Annotated in this window: 15 protein-coding genes; 11 read left to right on the top strand and 4 right to left on the bottom strand. The window is 62.8% G+C overall.

What is annotated here, in order from left to right:
* Positions 1 to 65 precede the first annotated feature (65 nt).
* From pheS to LCM24_RS06940, 3 genes are read left to right on the top strand one after another with little or no spacing between them, the layout of a single operon-like run.
* Complete coding sequence (gene pheS, locus LCM24_RS06930; RefSeq protein WP_090477265.1) at positions 66 to 1166, top strand: phenylalanine--tRNA ligase subunit alpha; 1101 nt, start codon at positions 66 to 68, stop codon at positions 1164 to 1166.
* A complete protein-coding gene (pheT, locus tag LCM24_RS06935; RefSeq protein WP_224803313.1) occupies positions 1163 to 3556 on the top strand; it encodes a phenylalanine--tRNA ligase subunit beta in 2394 nt (797 codons plus the stop codon). The genes pheS and pheT overlap by 4 nt, the downstream gene beginning before the upstream one ends.
* Complete coding sequence (locus LCM24_RS06940; RefSeq protein WP_224803314.1) at positions 3553 to 4302, top strand: SDR family NAD(P)-dependent oxidoreductase; 750 nt, start codon at positions 3553 to 3555, stop codon at positions 4300 to 4302. Before pheT ends, LCM24_RS06940 begins: the two co-directional genes overlap by 4 nt.
* 12 nt (positions 4303 to 4314) lie before the next feature.
* Here the strand turns inward: LCM24_RS06940 and LCM24_RS06945 are convergent, their stop codons facing one another.
* Positions 4315 to 4830 carry a hypothetical protein gene (locus LCM24_RS06945; protein ID WP_224803315.1) on the bottom strand — a complete coding sequence of 172 codons (516 nt, stop codon included), beginning with the start codon at positions 4828 to 4830 and terminating at the stop codon, positions 4315 to 4317.
* Between the two features lie 218 nt (positions 4831 to 5048).
* Here LCM24_RS06945 and LCM24_RS06950 point away from each other — a divergent pair, with 218 nt between their 5' ends.
* The 8 genes from LCM24_RS06950 to LCM24_RS06985 all read left to right on the top strand — a co-directional run bounded on the left by LCM24_RS06950 (position 5049) and on the right by LCM24_RS06985 (position 14220).
* Entirely contained in the window at positions 5049 to 6593 is a 1545-nt protein-coding gene (locus tag LCM24_RS06950) for a peptide chain release factor 3 (RefSeq protein ID WP_224803316.1), read from the top strand.
* 37 nt (positions 6594 to 6630) lie between these two features.
* Positions 6631 to 7500 (top strand): alpha/beta fold hydrolase, encoded by an 870-nt coding sequence (locus tag LCM24_RS06955; RefSeq protein ID WP_224803317.1) that lies wholly within the window; start codon positions 6631 to 6633, stop codon positions 7498 to 7500.
* Positions 7500 to 8057 (top strand): pyridoxamine 5'-phosphate oxidase family protein, encoded by a 558-nt coding sequence (locus LCM24_RS06960; RefSeq protein ID WP_224803318.1) that lies wholly within the window; start codon positions 7500 to 7502, stop codon positions 8055 to 8057. The genes LCM24_RS06955 and LCM24_RS06960 overlap by 1 nt, the downstream gene beginning before the upstream one ends.
* Before the next feature lie 7 nt (positions 8058 to 8064).
* Entirely contained in the window at positions 8065 to 8766 is a 702-nt protein-coding gene (locus LCM24_RS06965; protein WP_224803319.1) for an endonuclease/exonuclease/phosphatase family protein, read from the top strand.
* A 142-nt stretch (positions 8767 to 8908) separates the two neighbouring features.
* Positions 8909 to 9247, top strand: coding sequence for a P-II family nitrogen regulator (locus LCM24_RS06970; RefSeq protein WP_224803320.1), 339 nt, complete (start codon positions 8909 to 8911; stop codon positions 9245 to 9247).
* A gap of 17 nt (positions 9248 to 9264) precedes the next feature.
* Complete coding sequence (locus tag LCM24_RS06975; RefSeq protein WP_224803321.1) at positions 9265 to 10605, top strand: ammonium transporter; 1341 nt, start codon at positions 9265 to 9267, stop codon at positions 10603 to 10605.
* Between the two features lie 245 nt (positions 10606 to 10850).
* Complete coding sequence (locus tag LCM24_RS06980; protein ID WP_224803322.1) at positions 10851 to 13619, top strand: TonB-dependent receptor plug domain-containing protein; 2769 nt, start codon at positions 10851 to 10853, stop codon at positions 13617 to 13619.
* A 67-nt stretch (positions 13620 to 13686) separates the two neighbouring features.
* The gene (locus LCM24_RS06985) at positions 13687 to 14220 is read left to right on the top strand and encodes a GNAT family N-acetyltransferase (RefSeq protein WP_224803323.1); all 534 of its coding nucleotides are present in this window, start codon (positions 13687 to 13689) and stop codon (positions 14218 to 14220) included.
* Here LCM24_RS06985 and LCM24_RS06990 read toward each other — a convergent pair.
* From LCM24_RS06990 to LCM24_RS07000, 3 genes are read right to left on the bottom strand one after another with little or no spacing between them, the layout of a single operon-like run.
* Entirely contained in the window at positions 14217 to 15803 is a 1587-nt protein-coding gene (locus LCM24_RS06990; RefSeq protein WP_224803324.1) for a GMC family oxidoreductase, read from the bottom strand. The two genes, LCM24_RS06985 and LCM24_RS06990, sit on opposite strands and share 4 nt — an antisense overlap.
* 24 nt (positions 15804 to 15827) lie before the next feature.
* A complete protein-coding gene (locus LCM24_RS06995) occupies positions 15828 to 16766 on the bottom strand; it encodes a sterol desaturase family protein (protein ID WP_224803325.1) in 939 nt (312 codons plus the stop codon).
* Positions 16767 to 16775: 9 nt separating this feature from the next.
* Positions 16776 to 17177: a hypothetical protein gene (locus tag LCM24_RS07000; RefSeq protein ID WP_224803326.1), complete on the bottom strand. Its 402-nt coding sequence runs from the start codon at positions 17175 to 17177 to the stop codon at positions 16776 to 16778.
* Positions 17178 to 17207: the final 30 nt, after the last annotated feature.

Consider the following 17207-nt stretch of genomic DNA (forward strand, 5'->3'; position numbering starts at 1 on the left):
ACTGGGCTTTAGCATTTCGGCCGATGCCGCTAGAGGCAGCCCCCTACAGGATTCCCGAGGAATAGATGACCGATCTGGCTACAATGCGTGAGAGCGCGCTGACGCGTATCGAAGAAGCACAGGATGCCGCCGCACTGGAGAGCTTGCGCGTCGAACTGCTTGGTAAGCAGGGTTCGATTTCCGGACTGATGAAGACGCTGGGCAAGATGAGCCCTGAAGAGCGCCAGAGTGAAGCGCCGAAGATCCAGGGCCTGCGCAGCGATGTAGCCGATGCGATCGCTGCAAAGAAGGATGCGCTCGACGCAGCCGAGCTCGAACGCCGGCTCGCATCCGAAACGCTCGACCTCACCTTGCCCGAACCGCAATCGCCGAAGGGCAGCGTCCACCCCGTCAGCCAGGTGATGGACGAACTGGCAGAGATTTTCGCCGACCTCGGCTTCTCGGTCGCCACCGGTCCCGAAATCGAAGACGACTGGCACAACTTCACCGCGCTCAACATGGCTGAAACGCACCCTGCGCGCGCCATGCACGACACCTTCTATTTCCCCGACGTGGACAGTGAGGGGCGCCGCATGCTGCTGCGTACGCACACCTCGCCGGTGCAGATCCGCTCGATGGTGAAGCAGGGTGCGCCGATCCGCATCATTGCGCCGGGCCGCGTCTATCGCTCCGACAGCGACGCGACGCACACGCCGATGTTCCACCAGGTCGAAGGCCTCGTGATCGACAAGGATATCAATCTCGGCCACCTCAAGTGGACGCTGGAAACCTTCCTTAAGGCGTTCTTCGAGCGCGACGATATCGTGCTGCGCCTGCGCCCCTCTTACTTCCCCTTCACGGAACCTTCGGTCGAGGTCGACGTGGGCTGGCAGGACGTGAACGGTCGCCGCGTGCTCGGCGGTGACGGCGATGCGCCCGGCCACGGCTGGATGGAACTGCTCGGCAGCGGCATGGTCAATCGCCGCGTGATCGAATTCGCCGGGCTGGACCCGGACGAGTGGCAAGGTTTCGCCTTCGGCGTCGGCGTCGACCGCCTCGCCATGCTCAAATACGGGATGGATGATTTGCGCGCCTTCTTCGACGGCGACCAGCGCTGGCTCGACCACTATGGTTTCTCGCCCTTCGACCAGCCGACCCTCTCCGCAGGCGTGGGAGCAAGCGCATGAAGTTCTCGCTCGAATGGCTTAAGTACTTCCTCGATACCGACGCGAGCGTCGCGGACATCGCGGCTGCGCTCAACCGTATCGGCCATGAGGTCGAGGGGATCGAGGACCCGGCAGAAAAGCTGGACGGCTTTCGTGTCGCCAAGGTCCTGACCGCGGCCAAGCATCCCGATGCCGACAAGCTGCAGGTGCTGACCGTCGATACGGGCGAGGGCGATCCGCTGCAGGTCGTGTGCGGTGCCCCCAATGCGCGCGCCGGAATGAAAGGCGTGCTCGGCCTGCCCGGTGCGGTGGTCCCGGCAAACGGCATGGAGCTGCGCAAGAGCGCGATCCGCGGGGTCGAATCGAACGGCATGATGTGTTCGGTTCGCGAACTCGAATTGGGCGAAGAGCACGACGGGATCATCGAGCTTCCCGACGATGCGCCGGTCGGCCAGACCTTCGCCGAATATCACTCTGCCTCGCCCATTTTCGATGTGGCCATCACGCCCAACCGCCCCGATTGCATGGGCGTCGAAGGCATCGCGCGTGATCTTGCGGCGGTTGGCCTCGGCACCTTCAAGCCGGTCGAAGCTTCCGCAATCGAGGCGTCGGACCCCTGCCCGATCGAGATACGCACCGACGATCCCGAAGGATGCCCGGCGTTCTATGGCCGCGTCATTCGCGGGGTCGACAACACCAAGCCTTCGCCCGAGTGGATGCAGCGCCGCCTGATTGCAGCAGGCCAGCGCCCGATCTCGGCACTGGTCGACGCGACCAATTACCTGATGCTCGCTTTCGGTCGCCCGGCGCACGTCTATGACCTGGCGAAACTGTCGGGCGCTGTCGTGGCCCGCCGCGCCAAGAACGGCGAAACGGTCGAGGCGCTGAACGAGAAGACCTATACGCTCGACGACACGATGACCGTGATCGCCGACGACAACGGCGTGCACGATATCGCCGGCATCATGGGCGGCGAGCATTCGGGCGCGACGGAGGGCACCACCGACGTCCTGCTCGAGATCGCCTATTTCAATCCGGAGCGCATCGGCGTGACGGGGCGAAAGCTCGGCCTTGCCTCCGATGCTCGCACGCGTTTCGAGCGCGGTGTCGATCCGGAATATCTCGACGATGGCCTCGCCATCCTGACCAGCCTGATCACCAAGACCTGCGGTGGTGAGCCGACCGAGGTGGTGCGCGCAGGCACTCCGCCGACCGATGCACTGAAGATCGAATTCGACCCCGACCTGACCGAGCGCATCGGTGGCCTTGCAGTCCCCCGGGACGAGCAGCGCGCCATCCTGACTTCGCTGGATTTCGAAGTGAGTGATGACTGGACGGTCACATGCCCGCCTCGCCGCCACGATATCGAAGGCCCGGCCGACCTGGTCGAGGAAGTGGTCCGCATCCACGGTATCGACGAGGTGGAAAGCACCCCGCTTCCGCGCCGTCCCGGTGTCGCATTGCCGACGGCAACGCCGCTCCAGCAGGCGGAACGCAAGCTGCGCCGTGCCGCGGCCGCACGCGGCCTCAACGAAGCGATCACCTGGTCCTTCCTGCCGACTGCCGAAGCGGAGCATTTCGCCGACGGTGCCCAGCTGTGGGTGCTGGACAATCCGATCAGCGAAGACATGAAGGCCATGCGCCCCTCGCTTATTCCGGGGCTGCTTTCGGCAGCCAAGCGCAATGCCGATCGCGGGTCCGACGGCGCGCGCCTGTTCGAAATCGGGCGACGCTATTTCCGCGGGGCAAATGGCGCGAGTGACGAGAAGCCGACGCTCGGCGTCGTGCTTTCCGGAGAGAAGACCGCGCGCGGCTGGTCCATTGGGAAGGGCGCCAAGTTCGATGCCTATGACGCCAAGGCAGAAGCCGTTGCGCTGCTCGAAGCAGCCGGTGCCCCGGTCGGCAACCTCATGGTGATGGGCGAGGCTGGCGAGCAGTTCCACCCGGGCCAGTCGGCCACCTTGCGTCTGGGCCCGAAGAATGTGCTCGCCCGTTTCGGTGCGCTTCATCCCAACACGCTCAAGGCTTTCGACATCGATGGACCGGTCGTGGCAGTCGAAATCTTCCTCGACGCGATCCCGGCGAAGAAAGGCGGCGGCGGATTTGCGCGCGCGACCTATGCGCCACCGGCCTTGCAGGACGTGACCCGCGACTTCGCGTTCCTCGTCCCGGCGGACCTGCCTGCTGGCGACCTCGTCAAGGCAGTGCGCGGGGCGGACAAGAAAGCGATCGTCGACGCTCGCGTCTTCGATGTCTTCGCCGGCCAAGGAGTGCCCGACGGCCACAAGTCGGTTGCGGTTGAAGTCGTACTGCGCCCCGGCGAGAAGACTTTCACCGACGAAGAGATCAAGGCGATCTCGGACAAGATCGTCGCAAATGCGGCCAAGCAGGGTGCGGAGCTGCGCGGATGAAGACTGCCCTCGTCACTGGCGCAACTTCGGGCATCGGAGAGGCGACGGTTCGCGCACTGGTCGCGAGCGGCTGGCGCTGTGTGGCGACGGGGCGGCGCAAGGAACGGCTGGACGCACTGGTCGCGGATCTGGGTGCGGATAAGGTCCATGGGGCCAGCTTCGACGTCCGCGACGAAGCGGCGCGCGATGCGGCGCTGGACGGCTTGCCGCAAGCGTTTTCGAGCATCGACCTGCTGGTGAACAATGCCGGCCTTGCGCTTGGCACGGCTCCTGCGCAAGAGGCCGATCTCGACCAGTGGAAGACGATGATCGAGACCAATGTCACGGCTCTGGCTTCGATCACGCACAAGCTTTTGCCTGGCCTCATCGAGCGCAAGGGCGCGATCATCAATATCTCCAGCGTGGCGGCCAATTACCCTTATCCGGGCGGCAATGCCTATGGCGGGACCAAGGCCTTCGTGCGCCAGTTCAGCCTTGGCCTGAGGGGCGACCTGCACGGAACGGGCGTGCGCGTATGCTCGATCGAGCCGGGCATGGTGGAAACCGAATTCACGCTCGTCCGCACGGGCGGCAATGAGGAAGCCCACGAAATGCTCTATGGCGGCGCCGATCCCATGACCGCAGGCGATATCGCGGAAACCGTGCGCTGGGTCGCCGAGCTACCGCCGCACCTCAATATCAATACGCTGGAATTGATGCCCGTCAGCCAGAGTTTCGGCGGCTTCCGGGTCGCCCGCGGCGACTGACGGCGGCTACGCTCAATCCCCCCAGCCGTCGCCTGTGCTGGACCCGCTGTCGCCCCAATCATTGCCGTAGCTTTGGCTAAAATGCATCTGCTGCTCCTGTTTCGCCATATCGGATGCAGCTTTGTTGGCCTCCTCGATTTGCGCGCGCATTTCCGGGTTCATCTGCATAGCCACCTCGGCTTTTGGGTTGCCGAGCGTCATGTCGAACGGGCGGCCCTCGATCGCCGCGACTACATGTTCGCGCGCGACGACATGCATCAGGTTCATCGCATAATTCGCCATCGGATCCTTCGCCACGGCTTCGTCGAGCCGCTCCTTCACGCCTTCCGGGATCGCGATCTCGGTGGCGACGCGCGAGCCGGTGCCATCGGGCGTGACGGTGGTGACGAAGTGCATCATTTCGCGTCCGCCTTCGCCCAGCAGCGTCGTGACGACCGTATCGGGAGCGGGCTGGGTGACGCGGCTGCGCTTGACCTGCTTGCCGAGCACATGTGTTGGAAGGTGCGCACTCTTGATAGCATGCGTCACCTGTTCAGGTGTTTTCTCGTAATATTCGCCGGAATTCCCGCAAGACGCCAAGAAAATAGCGCCAAATATAGTCATTATGCTACGTACTATAGACATCGTGCCCCCCAATTCGTGGCCTCAACCTAAATAGCGAGTGTTTCCATTCGCTTAAGGCGGCAAGGCCTGTCCAACACGCTTAGCGGTGGACGCGGGGGCGCTGTCGGTCTAGCGCGCGGCGCATGGCGCAAGCGAATTCCGATACCACCCAGTCCCGCCGCACTTTCGCGATCATCTCGCATCCCGACGCGGGTAAGACCACGCTGACCGAGAAGCTGCTGCTGACCGGCGGCGCGATCCACCTCGCCGGTGAGGTCAAGGCGCGCGGCGCTGCCCGACGTGCGCGTTCGGACTGGATGAAGATAGAACAGCAGCGCGGTATCTCGGTGACCAGCTCGGTCATGACCTTCGAGCGCGATGGCATCACCTTCAACCTGCTCGACACGCCGGGCCACGAAGACTTCTCCGAAGACACCTACCGCACGCTGACTGCCGTCGATTCCGCGATCATGGTGATCGACGCCGCGAAGGGTATCGAGCCGCAGACGCGCAAGCTGTTCGAGGTCTGCCGCCTGCGCAGCGTGCCGATCATCACTTTCGTCAACAAGGTCGACCGCGAAGGCCGTCCGGTGTTCGAATTGCTCGACGAGATTGCCGACATGCTGGCGCTCGACGTCAGTCCGCAGGCCTATCCGGTGGGCATGGGCGGCCAGTTCGAAGGCATTCTCGATTTCGAAACCGGCGCAGTGGCGCGCCCGGAAGGCCCGTCGAAGGAGTTCAAGGGCAAGCGCGACGAAAACCCCGAGCTGCCCGAGCTGTTCGCCGAGGACATCGAACTGGCGCAGATCGGCTATCCCGAATTCGATCTCGAGGCCTATCGCAATGGCGACCTCACCCCGGTCTATTTCGGGTCGGCACTGAAGAATTTCGGCGTGACCGAACTGATCGAGGCGATCGCGAAATACGCGCCGCCGCCGCGCCCCCAGCCGGCTGGTGACGAACAGATCGAGCCGACCCGCGACGAGGTCACCGGCTTCATCTTCAAGGTCCAGGCGAACATGGACCCCAACCACCGCGACCGCATCGCCTTCATGCGGCAGGTGTCCGGCACCTTCAAACGCGGCATGAAGCTGACGCCGTCGGGTCTCGGCAAGCCCATCTCGATCCATTCACCGATCCTGTTCTTCGCACAGGACCGCGAGGTCGCGGATTTCGCAGAGCCGGGCGACATCATCGGCATCCCCAACCATGGCACGCTGCGCGTGGGCGATACGCTGTCGGAAAAGAATGACATCCGGTTCACCGGCCTGCCGAATTTCGCACCGGAAATCCTGCGCCGCGTCCAGCTGAAGGACCCGACCAAGACCAAGCAGTTGCGCAAGGCGCTGGACGATCTGTCGGAAGAGGGCGTGATCCAGGTCTTCTATCCCGAACTCGGCGCCCAGCACATCGTGGGCGTGGTCGGCCAGCTCCAGCTCGAGGTGCTGATCAGCCGTCTGTCGGCCGAATACAAGGTGGAGGCGGGCCTCGAAGCGTCGCCCTTCGCGACCGCTCGGTGGCTCAAGGGCGACGAGAAGGCGCTCGACGAATTCGAGAAATACAACCGCGCCAATCTAGCCCGCGACCGCGACGGCGACCTGGTCTTCATGGCCAAGAGCACCTGGGACGTTTCCTACCAGCAGGAAAAGAATCCCGACCTGACCTTCTCGGCCACGAAGGAGCGGTAGGCTTGCGAGCGGCGCTGCTTCGCGGCATGGGAACGCCATGACGCTTACCGGCCCGACTTCCCAGACCTTCATTTCCCAACGCCTGCGCCTCAACTATCTCGATTGGGGCAACCGCGGAAAGCCGCCTCTCGTACTGGTCCACGGCGGGCGCGACCATGCGCGCAGCTGGGATTGGGTGGCCGAAGAATTGCGCGACGACTGGCACGTCGTGGCGATGGATCACCGCGGCCACGGCGACAGCGACTGGGTCTCGGATGGCAATTACCACGTCAACGACATGGTCTATGACCTTGCACAGCTGGTCCATCAGCTCGGCGTCGGCCCGGTTACGATCGTCAGCCATTCGATGGGCGGCAATGTCTCGCTGCGCTATGCGGGCACATTCCCCGAAATGGTGACCAAGATCGTCGCGATCGAGGGCCTCGGTCCCAGCCCCAAGCGGCAGGCCGAAATGCGCGAGGACCCGTATCCCGTCCGCATGAAGGAATGGATCGAGAAAAAGCGCGGTGCATCTGGCCGGATGCCGCGCAAGTACGACAGCATCGAATCCGCTTTCGCGCGCATGATCGAGGAAAACAGCTACCTGACGGAAGAACAGGCGCGGCACCTCACCATCCACGGCGTGAACCGCAACGAGGACGGGACCTACAGCTGGAAATTCGATCCGCATCTCAATGTCTGGGCGGTCGAGGACATCGCCGATGAGTTCCTGCACCAGACATGGTCTGCGATCACTGCGCCCACCCTCCTGCTTTACGGGGCGGACAGCTGGGCCTCCAATCCCGAAGGTGACGGCAGGCTCGATCATTTCGACAATGCCAAGGTGATCGAATTCGAGAATGCCGGACACTGGCTCCATCACGACCAGTTCGACCGGTTCATGAAGACAATCAGGGATTTCCTCTGATGGCAGAATTCTTCGACGCGCTGGACGACAAGCATATCGCGATGATCGGCAAGCAGCCGGTCTTCTTTGTCGCCACCGCCGCCGAAGATGCCCGCATCAATCTCAGCCCCAAGGGCTATGATGCATTTCGCGTTCTCGGGCCCGAGCGGGTCGCCTATCTGGACCTTGCCGGATCGGGCAATGAAACCCACGCGCACCTTTCGCGCGACGGGCGCATTACGCTGATGTTCTGCAATTTCGACCGTCCGGCGCTGATCCTGCGTATTTACGGGACCGGTCGCGCGGTGCTGCCGCAGGACGCGGATTGGGCGGAACTCGCCGCACATTTCGACCTGCTGCCAGGGACGCGTCAGATTTTCGACATTGCCGTCGAAAGCGTCCAGACCAGCTGCGGCTGGGGTGTGCCCTTCATGGAATATCGCGACGAACGCGCGACCCTGCAGAAGGCGCACAAGCAGTCCGATCCGGGTGAATGGCTGACCAAGCAACAGGGTCGCGACACAAGTATCGACGGTATCCCCGTGCGCACGACCGACCGGTACATCGGGGGCGAATAGCGCGCGCGTGAAGCTTACTTTCGCCAGCTACAACATTCACAAGGCAGTCGGGCTCGACCGCAAGCGCGATCCCGAGCGCATCCTTTCCGTAATTCACGAAATCGACGCCGACGTAATCGCACTTCAGGAAGTCGATCGCAGGATCGGTGACCGGGCGACGACCATCCCGCGCGCCGAACTCGACGACACCCACTGGCGACTGGTCGAAGTGGCCAAGCGCCCGCGCAGCATCGGCTGGCATGGCAATGCGATCCTCGTCAGGCGCGGAATGGATGTCCGTGGCGGCGAGGCGCTCGACCTGCCGACGCTGGAGCCGCGCGGAGCCGCCTGCGGCGATCTGATGGTCGAGGGGCATATGATGCGGGTTATCGGCACGCATCTCGACCTGTCCGGCCTGCGCCGCCGCGACCAGATCCGCTCGCTGCTGGATTTCGTGGCGTCAGCCACGCAGCCGGTGCCGACGGTGATCATGGGCGATTTCAACCAGTGGGGCCGCGCGACAGGGGCTATGCGCGAATTTGCCAGCGACTGGACCGTGGTCACGCCGGGGAAGAGCTATCCGAGCCGCCAGCCGGTTGCCACGCTCGACCGCATCGTCGCGAGCCCTCACTGGGCCTGCCATTCGGCGCATGTCCACCACACCGCGCTTTCCGCAGTGGCCTCAGACCATCTGCCCGTGGTTGCGACGCTGGAGCTGATGGAAAAATAGGCAGCAGCCTAATAATTGAGCACCTCATTGCGTGCGCCCCCTTGAAATAGCCTGAAAACACTCCCGATACGCATTTGGCACGCTTCGTGCTGCAGGTGCGAAGGCCGGTGCTTGGCCGGTGCGCAGCCAGAGGGGTGAAGGCGTGAAATACATCATCGCTGTCATCAAGCCATTCAAGCTCGACGAAGTGCGCGAAGCGCTCGGGAGTATCGGTGTGGCCGGAATGACCGTGTCCGAGGTCAAGGGCTTCGGACGCCAGAAGGGGCAGACCGAGATTTATCGCGGTGCCGAATATTCGACCAACATGCTTCCCAAGGTGAAGCTGGAAATCGCAGTGGCGGGCGATCTCGCACCGCAAGTCATCGAGACGATCCAGCAAACCGCCAGCACCGAAGCAATCGGCGACGGGAAGATCTTCGTCTTCGACCTCACCGACGCCACCCGCATCCGCACCGGCGAAACCGGCGAAACCGCGCTGTGAGCCGCAAGGAGAGCACCATGACCATGCGCAAGATTCTTACCGGGGCCGGCGTCCTTGCCGCCTCGTTCACCACTGCTACGGCAGCTTTCGCACAGGAGGCCGCCGAAGCGGCTGCCGCCGTGCCCAACCCCGGGAACAATGCCTGGATGATGACCGCCACCGTCCTGGTGATGCTGATGATTCTTCCGGGCCTGGCCCTGTTCTATGGCGGCCTGACCCGTTCGAAGAACATGCTCTCAACCATGACGCAGATCGGCGCCACTGCCGCGCTCGCAATGCTGATCTGGGTGATGTGGGGCTACAGCCTTGCTTTCGGCGACACCACTTATGAAGGCACTCTCGGTCTCTTCATCAGCGGTGGCAGCTATTTCCTTTCCGGTACCGACGCGAGCAGCACTGCCGCGACCTTCACCGACGAGGTCATCAGCAAGTACGTCTTCATCAGCTTCCAGATGACATTCGCAGCCATCACCGCTGCCCTGATCCTGGGCGCAACGGCAGAGCGCATGAAGTTCAGCGCGGTCATGGCCTTCGTGCCGATCTGGCTGACCATCGTCTACTTCCCGATCGCACATATGGTCTGGGCCGGCGGCGGTCTCCTGTTCGAAGACGGCGCGCTCGACTTTGCTGGCGGCACCGTGGTGCACATCAACGCCGGTATCTCGGGCCTCGTCCTCGCTTACCTTCTCGGCAAGCGTCGTGGCTGGCCGCAGGAACCGATGATGCCGCACAGCCTGACGCTGACCATGGTCGGCACGGGCCTGCTGTGGGTGGGCTGGTTCGGCTTCAACGCCGGTTCGGCTCTGGAAGCCGACGGTTCGGCCGGTCTTGCGATGATCAACACCTTCGTCGCCACTGCAGCCGGTGCGCTGACTTGGATGGTCATCGAGCGGACAGCGGGCCACAAGGGCAGCGCGCTGGGCTTCTGCTCGGGCGTCATTGCAGGCCTCGTTGCCGTCACCCCGGCAGCAGGCAACAGCGGTCCGTTCGGTGCGATCCTGCTCGGTATCCTGAGTTCGGCCGTCTGCTACATCTTCGTCGCCAAGGTGAAGATGAAGTTCGGCTATGACGACAGCCTCGATGCATTCGGTATCCACGGCGTGGGCGGCATCGTCGGCGCTATCGGTACGGCAGTCGTCTACCAGCCGTTCCTCGGTGGCCCCGGCGACGGTTCGACCGCTCTCGGTGCGCAGCTCTGGATCCAGACGTTCGGCGTCCTCGTGACCATTGCCTGGGCCGGTATCGGCACCCTGATCGCCGGCCTTGTCGTCAAGGCTCTGATCGGACTGCGGGTCACCGAAGACGCCGAAGTCGAAGGCCTCGATATCTCCGAACACGGAGAACGTGCCTACAACTGATCACCAACTCGGCGGGGCCGCCTAACTCTCTCCTCTCTCCTCACGGGCGGCCCCGCCCACCGATGTTCCTCCTGCGAACACAAGACTTTAACAGGCCGGTTCCCTGACGGGGCCGGCCTCTTTTTATGTTGCAAAGCTGTCACACTGCTTTTCGGTTCATTCTCCGCCTCACGAAATACTATTGCGCAAGCAACATCCAAAGCGTCAGATTCAATCACTGGGCTCGTTCTCAGGAGGAGAGAGTAATGACTAATAATCAGAACAGTGTTCTTGCGACGCGTGCAGCGCTTCTTTGCGGTGCAGCCGCGCTTGTCGCTTCCGCGCCTGCAATGGCGCAGGATTCTCAGACACGGATCGAAACCGATGCAGTCGCCGCCGAACAGGCCGACCGCGCCATCATCGTCACGGGTACCCGCCAGGCCGACCGCTCGGCTGCGGACACCGTCGCGCCGGTCGATATCGTTTCCACTGCAGAACTGAATAACCAGGCCGATAGCGATATCGGCAACGTCCTTCGCGTTTCGGTCCCCTCATTCAACGTGGGCACGCAGCCGATTTCGGACGCTGCCACGCTCGTTCGTCCTGCAAACCTTCGCGGACTTTCGCCCGATAACACGTTGGTCTTGGTCAACGGCAAGCGCCAGCACCGTGCTGCGGTCATCGCCTTCCTCGGCGGCGGCATCTCGGACGGGTCGCAGGGCCCCGACATTTCGGTCATCCCGTCGATCGCGATCAAGCAGCTCGAAGTGCTGCGCGACGGCGCATCCTCCCAATATGGTTCGGACGCCATCGCCGGTGTTCTCAACTTCATTCTCAAGGATAGCCCGGACGGCGGCACCGTGTCCGCACAATGGGGCGAGACCTATGAAGGCGACGGCGACAAATACACCATCGCCGCCAATGTCGGCATCCCGGTCACGGCAGCAGGTTTCCTCAACCTGTCGGCCGAATATGGAGAATCCGATGCGACTGTCCGTTCCGTCCAGCGCGACGACGCTGCCGCGCTGATCGCTGCCGGCAATACCGCCGTTGCCGATCCGGCCCAGATCTGGGGCCAGCCGAACGTCAACGACGATATGAAGTTCTTTGCCAACTTCGGCCTCGAACTTTCGCCCGCCATCGAACTCTACGCTTTCGGCAACTACGCCGAGCGTAACGTCGACGGCGGTTTCTTCTTCCGCAACCCGACCAATCGTGGCGGCGTCTATGCCGGACCCTTCGTCGATCCTGCGACGGGCGCTCCCCTTGCCGAAGAAGATGGCGGTGTCGCGTCGGTCCTCGTGGGCGACCTTTCGATCGATACGGCAGGCGATTGCCCGGCCGGTATCCCGCTTACGCAGGGCGGCCTGATCCCCGATCCCACCATCCTGGCGCAGGTTTCGGCAGACGCGAACTGCTTCTCTTTCGTCGAGCTGTTCCCGGGCGGCTTCACCCCGCGTTTCGGCGGCGACATCGAGGATTATTCGGCTGCCGTCGGTATCCGCGGCCAGCTGTTCAACGCGCTCGATTTCGACCTCAGCTATCGCCACGGCCGCAACAAATCGAGCTTCTCGATCCGCAACACCGTGAACGCTTCGCTTGGTCCGAACACGCCGACCGAATTCAGCCCCGGCGGTTATTCGCAGACGGAAAATGTGGTCAACCTCGATCTCGGCTACAATCTCGCCTTGGGTGAGGGCAGCGTATACATCGCGGCCGGTGCCGAATATCGCGACGAGGAATTCGGCATCACTGCCGGTGATCCGGCCTCGTTCGAACTCGGTCCGCTCGCCCAGCCGAGCGCTGCCTATCCGACCGGACAGGGCTTCTCGACCAGCTCGAACGGCTTCCCCGGCTTCGCCACCAATTCGGCCGGCACAAGCAAGGAAGACAACAAGGCGGCATACATCGATATCGAAGCCGACCTCATCGATGCGCTCACCCTGCAGGGTGCGGTTCGCTACGAAGACACCAAGAGCTTTGGCGATACCGTGACCTGGAAACTGGGCGGCCTGTTCAAGCTGTCGGACGCATGGCGCCTTCGCGGTACCTATTCGACCGGTTTCCACGTCCCGACCGCAGGCCAGGCGAACGTGATCAACGTCACCACGCAGTTCTCCAACGGCGAACTGCAGGACGAAGGCACCTTCCCGCTGTTCAGCCCTGCCGGCCTGATCGCTTCGGACTACATCGCGGACACGGTTGCCAATGGCGGCCTCGGCCTCGATCGTCCGACCCTCGGGCCCGAAAAAGCCGACAGCTTCACCCTCGGTGTCGCTGGCGACATGGGCGATTTCTCGGTCACGCTTGATTACTTCAACATCAAGCTGAAGGATCGCATCTCGCGTTCCTCGACGATCGATTTCCCGGCAGCGCTCTGCTATCTCGCCAATCGTGAAGGCGTGGCAAACAATTGCACCGATACCTTCACGCCGGCTCCGGCAGAACTGCTCACGCAGCTCGACGGTGCGGGGGTGATCGACCGCAACGACTTCACCGGGTTCGAAGACCTCGTGGCCTTCACCTTCTTCAACAACGACTTCGATACCCGCACGCAGGGCCTCGACTTCGTGGCGAATGCAAGGCTTTACCCGATCGAAGGCGGCACGACGCGTGCGACGCTGGCAATCAACTACACCGAAACGGAAGTGACCGATGTTGGCGAAACCATCTCGGCCACCCGTGTCCGCCAGCTGGAGGAAAGCCTGCCCAAGTGGAAGGGCTTCCTGAACATCACCCATGAACAGGGCCGCTTCCGCGGACTCCTGCGCGCCAACTACTTCGGCAGCTATTACGAAGCCCACCTCGAGGATTCGACCCTTCCGATCGATGCATCGGCAGAGCTGACCTTCGATGCGGAACTTGGCTATGAAGTGATCGACGGCCTTGAACTGGCAGTCGGTGCGCAGAACATGTTCGACAACTATCCGACGCTGAACCCTTATTCGGGCATCGTCGGTGCGAAGTATGGCGAACGTTCGCCCTTCGGCTTCAATGGCGGCAGCTACTACCTGCGCGCCCGCTTCCAGTGGTAAGCCTGGGGTAGACACAGTCATTGAAAGGGGCGGCCTCGATGGTCGCCCCTTTTTGTTTGAGGACCTGATGATGCTCGAAATCAGAATTGCGACCGATCAGGACGAAGAGGATATCTGCCAACTCATGGACCTCGCGATCGAGCGATTGCAGGTCGGATATCTGACAGACGAGCAGATCGAGGCGTCGAAGGCTGGAATGGGCCTCGACCGCCTGCTGATCGAAGACGGGACCTATTTTTGCGTCGTCGAGGACGGCATTGTGGTCGGGTGCGGGGGATGGTCGCGCCGGGCTACGCTATATGGCGGCAATCATTCGGCGGGACGCGACCCGCGCCTTCTCGATCCCGCCACCGATCGGGCCCGGATCAGGGCGATGTATACCCATCCGGATCATACGAAGAAGGGTGTCGGGCGCCTCATCCTGACGACAGCCGAAGCCGCTGCTGCGAAGGAAGGTTTCGCCGAAATCGAGATGGCGGCCACCATGGCCGGAAAGCCGTTCTACGAGCGCTGCGGCTATGTGGTGGAAAGCGAGTGGGAGGACACCAACGGCGCCGTGCCCGTCCCCCTTGCAACCATGGCCAAACGGCTCGCGCGCTAGGCGCCCAGTTCCGCCTTCACGAAATCCGCACACCGTTCGCCGATCATGATGCTCGGCGCGTTGGTGTTGCCGCTGACGAGACGCGGCATGATCGATGCATCCGCGATCCACAGACCCTCGACACCGCGCGCCTTGAGCGTGGGATCGACGACATCGCTATCGTCCGGTCCCATCCGACAGGTTCCGACCGGGTGATAAACCGTATCGGCGCGGTTGCGGATCAGCTCGTCCAGCTGGTCGTCATCGTCGAGATCGATGGGATAGCGGTCCTGCGGATTGTACTTCGCAAGGCTCGGCGATTCCGCGATGCGATGCGAGAGGCGAACGCCCTTGCGCAGGACAGCGATGTCACGGTCGTCGTCGAGGAAGTTCGGGTCGATCACCGGCGCATCGCTCGCCTCGCGGCTGGCGAGGCGTACGGTCCCCCGGCTTTCCGGGCGCAGCACGCAAGCATGGAGCGAGAAGCCATGGCCCTTCACGTTCTCGCGGCCGTGATCCTCAAGCATGGCCGGGACGAAGTGCCACTGGATATCGGGGGCAGGGGCATCGTCCATGACCTTCCAGAAACCGCCCGCCTCGGCATAGGGCGTGGTCATGATCCCGGTCCGCTTGCGGCGATGTTCGATGATGGCTTTCGCCATACGGGCGGTGCCGGCAAGGCTGCTGCCGATGAATTCCTTGCTCCCGGTTTCCCAGCTGGAAACGTAGTCGATATGATCCTGGAGGTCCGACCCGACGGCCGGCTTGTCGATCACGACATCGATGCCATGCTCCTTCAAATGCTCCGCAGGACCGATCCCGGACAGCATGAGCACCTGGGGAGAATTGAAGGCGCCTGCACAAAGGACCACGCCTCCCTTTGCGGTAACCGTGCGGCGGCGCTTGCCGGCCGAATAGGTCACGCCGGTCACGCGGCCGTCCGCGATCTCCAGTTTCTGGACGGTGACCCCGATCCTGATGTCGAGGTTCTTCGAGCCTCGCTTGGGTTCGACATAGGCGCGGGCGGCGGACCAGCGTTCGCCGTCCTTCTGGGTGACTTGGTAGAGGCCGAAGCCTTCCTGCTTCGCGCCGTTGAAATCGGCATTGCGCGGCAGCTGTAATTGCGCAGCGGCTTCCACGAAGGCGAGGCTGCCCGGGTTCGGCCATTTCTGGTCGCTCACCCACAGAGGGCCGTCGTCGCCATGGAATTCGTCTTCGCCGCGCACATTGTGTTCGGCCTTTTTGAAGTAGGGCAGCACGTCGTCATAGGACCAGCCGGTGCAGCCGAGGCTTTCCCACTGGTCGTAATCGAAGGAATTGCCGCGGATGTAGACCATCGCGTTGATAGCCGATGATCCGCCAAGGCCCCGTCCGCGCGGCTGGTATCCGATACGTCCATTGAGCCCCTTTTGCGGGACCGTGTCATAGCGATAATTCGATGCGTTGCGCAGGAAGGGCATGAAGCCCGGGGTGCGCACCAGCATGCCATTGTTGCGCGGGCCTGCCTCGAGCAGGCAGACGCGCTTGCCCGCTTCCGCCAGACGCCCCGCGACTGCACTGCCCCCGCTGCCGCCACCGACAACGACTACATCGAATTCGTCCATGATTACTCCTCTCGATTCGAGAGGTTAGGCAGCCTCGGCGTCGCCTGCAATCGGGTTTTCACTTGAAACCTGTTTTGGGGCCGCCCCCTGCCGTTCGAGCCAGGCGGCGCGGATCTGGTCGCTCGTCTCGCGGCTACCGTCATGGGTCCAGCCGGGCTCGCGCAGCAGGTAGCCGAGCTTGCTGCCCCAAGGCGCGCGCCACATGTCCTGCGCTATGCCGATCCATTCATGGAAGACCGCCCACAGCAAATTGAAACTGCCGAGCTGCTTGACGATCCCGTAGCGGATTTTCTCGTCCTTCACCTCCGGCTCGAAGGTCCTGAACATCTTGTCCCAGACGATGAACACGCCGGCATAGTTGCGGTCGAGATAGCGCGGGTTGGTGGCATGGTGGACGCGGTGATGGCTGGGCGTATTCATCACTGCCTCGAACCAGCGGGGCATCTTGTCGATCGCCTCGGTGTGGATCCAGAACTGGTAGATGAGGTTGAACCCGCCTGCGAGCGCGATCATGCCAGGGTGGAAGCCGATCAGCACCAGCGGCAGCGCGAATGCAAAGCCGAGCGTCAGGAACCCGGTCCAGGTCTGGCGGAGCGCGGTGGACAGGTTGTAATGCTGGCTCGAATGGTGGTTCACATGGCTCGCCCAGAACCACCGCACCCGGTGGCCGAAGCGATGGACCCAGTAATATTTGAGGTCGTCGAGCACGAAGCACAGCGCAAACGCCCACCAGCTCCATTCGATGTCGAACAGGCGGAACTGCCAGACCCACAGGAACAGGGCGAAAAACAGGCCCCCGAACAGCAGTCCGGCGACCGTACTGCCAAGGCCGAATGCAAGGCTGGTGAGCGTATCCTTAGGCTCATAGCTTTCCGGTCGCTTGCGCCACGCCCAGATCATCTCGATCAGGACGAGGGCGACGAAGCCTGGAACGGCCAGTTCGGTGGGTGAAAAATCGGGCATGGCTATGCGCTACTGTATCGCCTCGATCGCCTGCATCCAAGCTGAAGGATCGGAGACCTCAAGGCGCGCCGCACCATAGCGTTTCTCTGCCGTGTCGATCAGCAGGGCATCGCCGTCGAGAGAGACTTCCGCAGCGCCTGTCAGCACGCGTCCTGCAAAATGGCTGCCGTGCTGCCGGAGCAGCAGGATGCGCCCTGCCGCATCGCGCATGAGTGCGCCGGCGCCGCCCCGATCGAGCGCGATGTCCACCGGATCGAAACCGCTGACCGCTTCGTCTGCGGCCGCGCGAGCCGCTTGCTCGTCCTCAAGGCGCGGCGCTGGCCCCAGCCGCAAGGCGAAGGCCAAGCCTGCCAGCGCAAGGATGGCAACCAGCGATCCGAGGAACTGCAGGAGAGCGGGTGGTATATTCATGGCGATACCGATTGGCACGCGCTTCGCTTT

Source organism: Qipengyuania aquimaris, from assembly GCF_020171965.1.
Taxonomy (GTDB): Bacteria; Pseudomonadota; Alphaproteobacteria; order Sphingomonadales; family Sphingomonadaceae; genus Qipengyuania; species Qipengyuania aquimaris_A.

What these genes read in the sequence shown, in the direction of transcription:
- pheS (WP_090477265.1), top strand. Translation starts at nt 66, where the DNA reads ATGACCGATCTGGCTACAATGCGTGAGAGCGCGCTGACGCGTATCGAA.
- pheT (WP_224803313.1), top strand. Translation starts at nt 1,163, where the DNA reads ATGAAGTTCTCGCTCGAATGGCTTAAGTACTTCCTCGATACCGACGCG.
- LCM24_RS06940 (WP_224803314.1), top strand. Translation starts at nt 3,553, where the DNA reads ATGAAGACTGCCCTCGTCACTGGCGCAACTTCGGGCATCGGAGAGGCG.
- LCM24_RS06950 (WP_224803316.1), top strand. Translation starts at nt 5,049, where the DNA reads ATGGCGCAAGCGAATTCCGATACCACCCAGTCCCGCCGCACTTTCGCG.
- LCM24_RS06955 (WP_224803317.1), top strand. Translation starts at nt 6,631, where the DNA reads ATGACGCTTACCGGCCCGACTTCCCAGACCTTCATTTCCCAACGCCTG.
- LCM24_RS06960 (WP_224803318.1), top strand. Translation starts at nt 7,500, where the DNA reads ATGGCAGAATTCTTCGACGCGCTGGACGACAAGCATATCGCGATGATC.
- LCM24_RS06975 (WP_224803321.1), top strand. Translation starts at nt 9,265, where the DNA reads ATGACCATGCGCAAGATTCTTACCGGGGCCGGCGTCCTTGCCGCCTCG.
- LCM24_RS06980 (WP_224803322.1), top strand. Translation starts at nt 10,851, where the DNA reads ATGACTAATAATCAGAACAGTGTTCTTGCGACGCGTGCAGCGCTTCTT.
- LCM24_RS06985 (WP_224803323.1), top strand. Translation starts at nt 13,687, where the DNA reads ATGATGCTCGAAATCAGAATTGCGACCGATCAGGACGAAGAGGATATC.
- LCM24_RS06990 (WP_224803324.1), bottom strand. Translation starts at nt 15,803, where the DNA reads ATGGACGAATTCGATGTAGTCGTTGTCGGTGGCGGCAGCGGGGGCAGT.
- LCM24_RS06995 (WP_224803325.1), bottom strand. Translation starts at nt 16,766, where the DNA reads ATGCCCGATTTTTCACCCACCGAACTGGCCGTTCCAGGCTTCGTCGCC.
- LCM24_RS07000 (WP_224803326.1), bottom strand. Translation starts at nt 17,177, where the DNA reads ATGAATATACCACCCGCTCTCCTGCAGTTCCTCGGATCGCTGGTTGCC.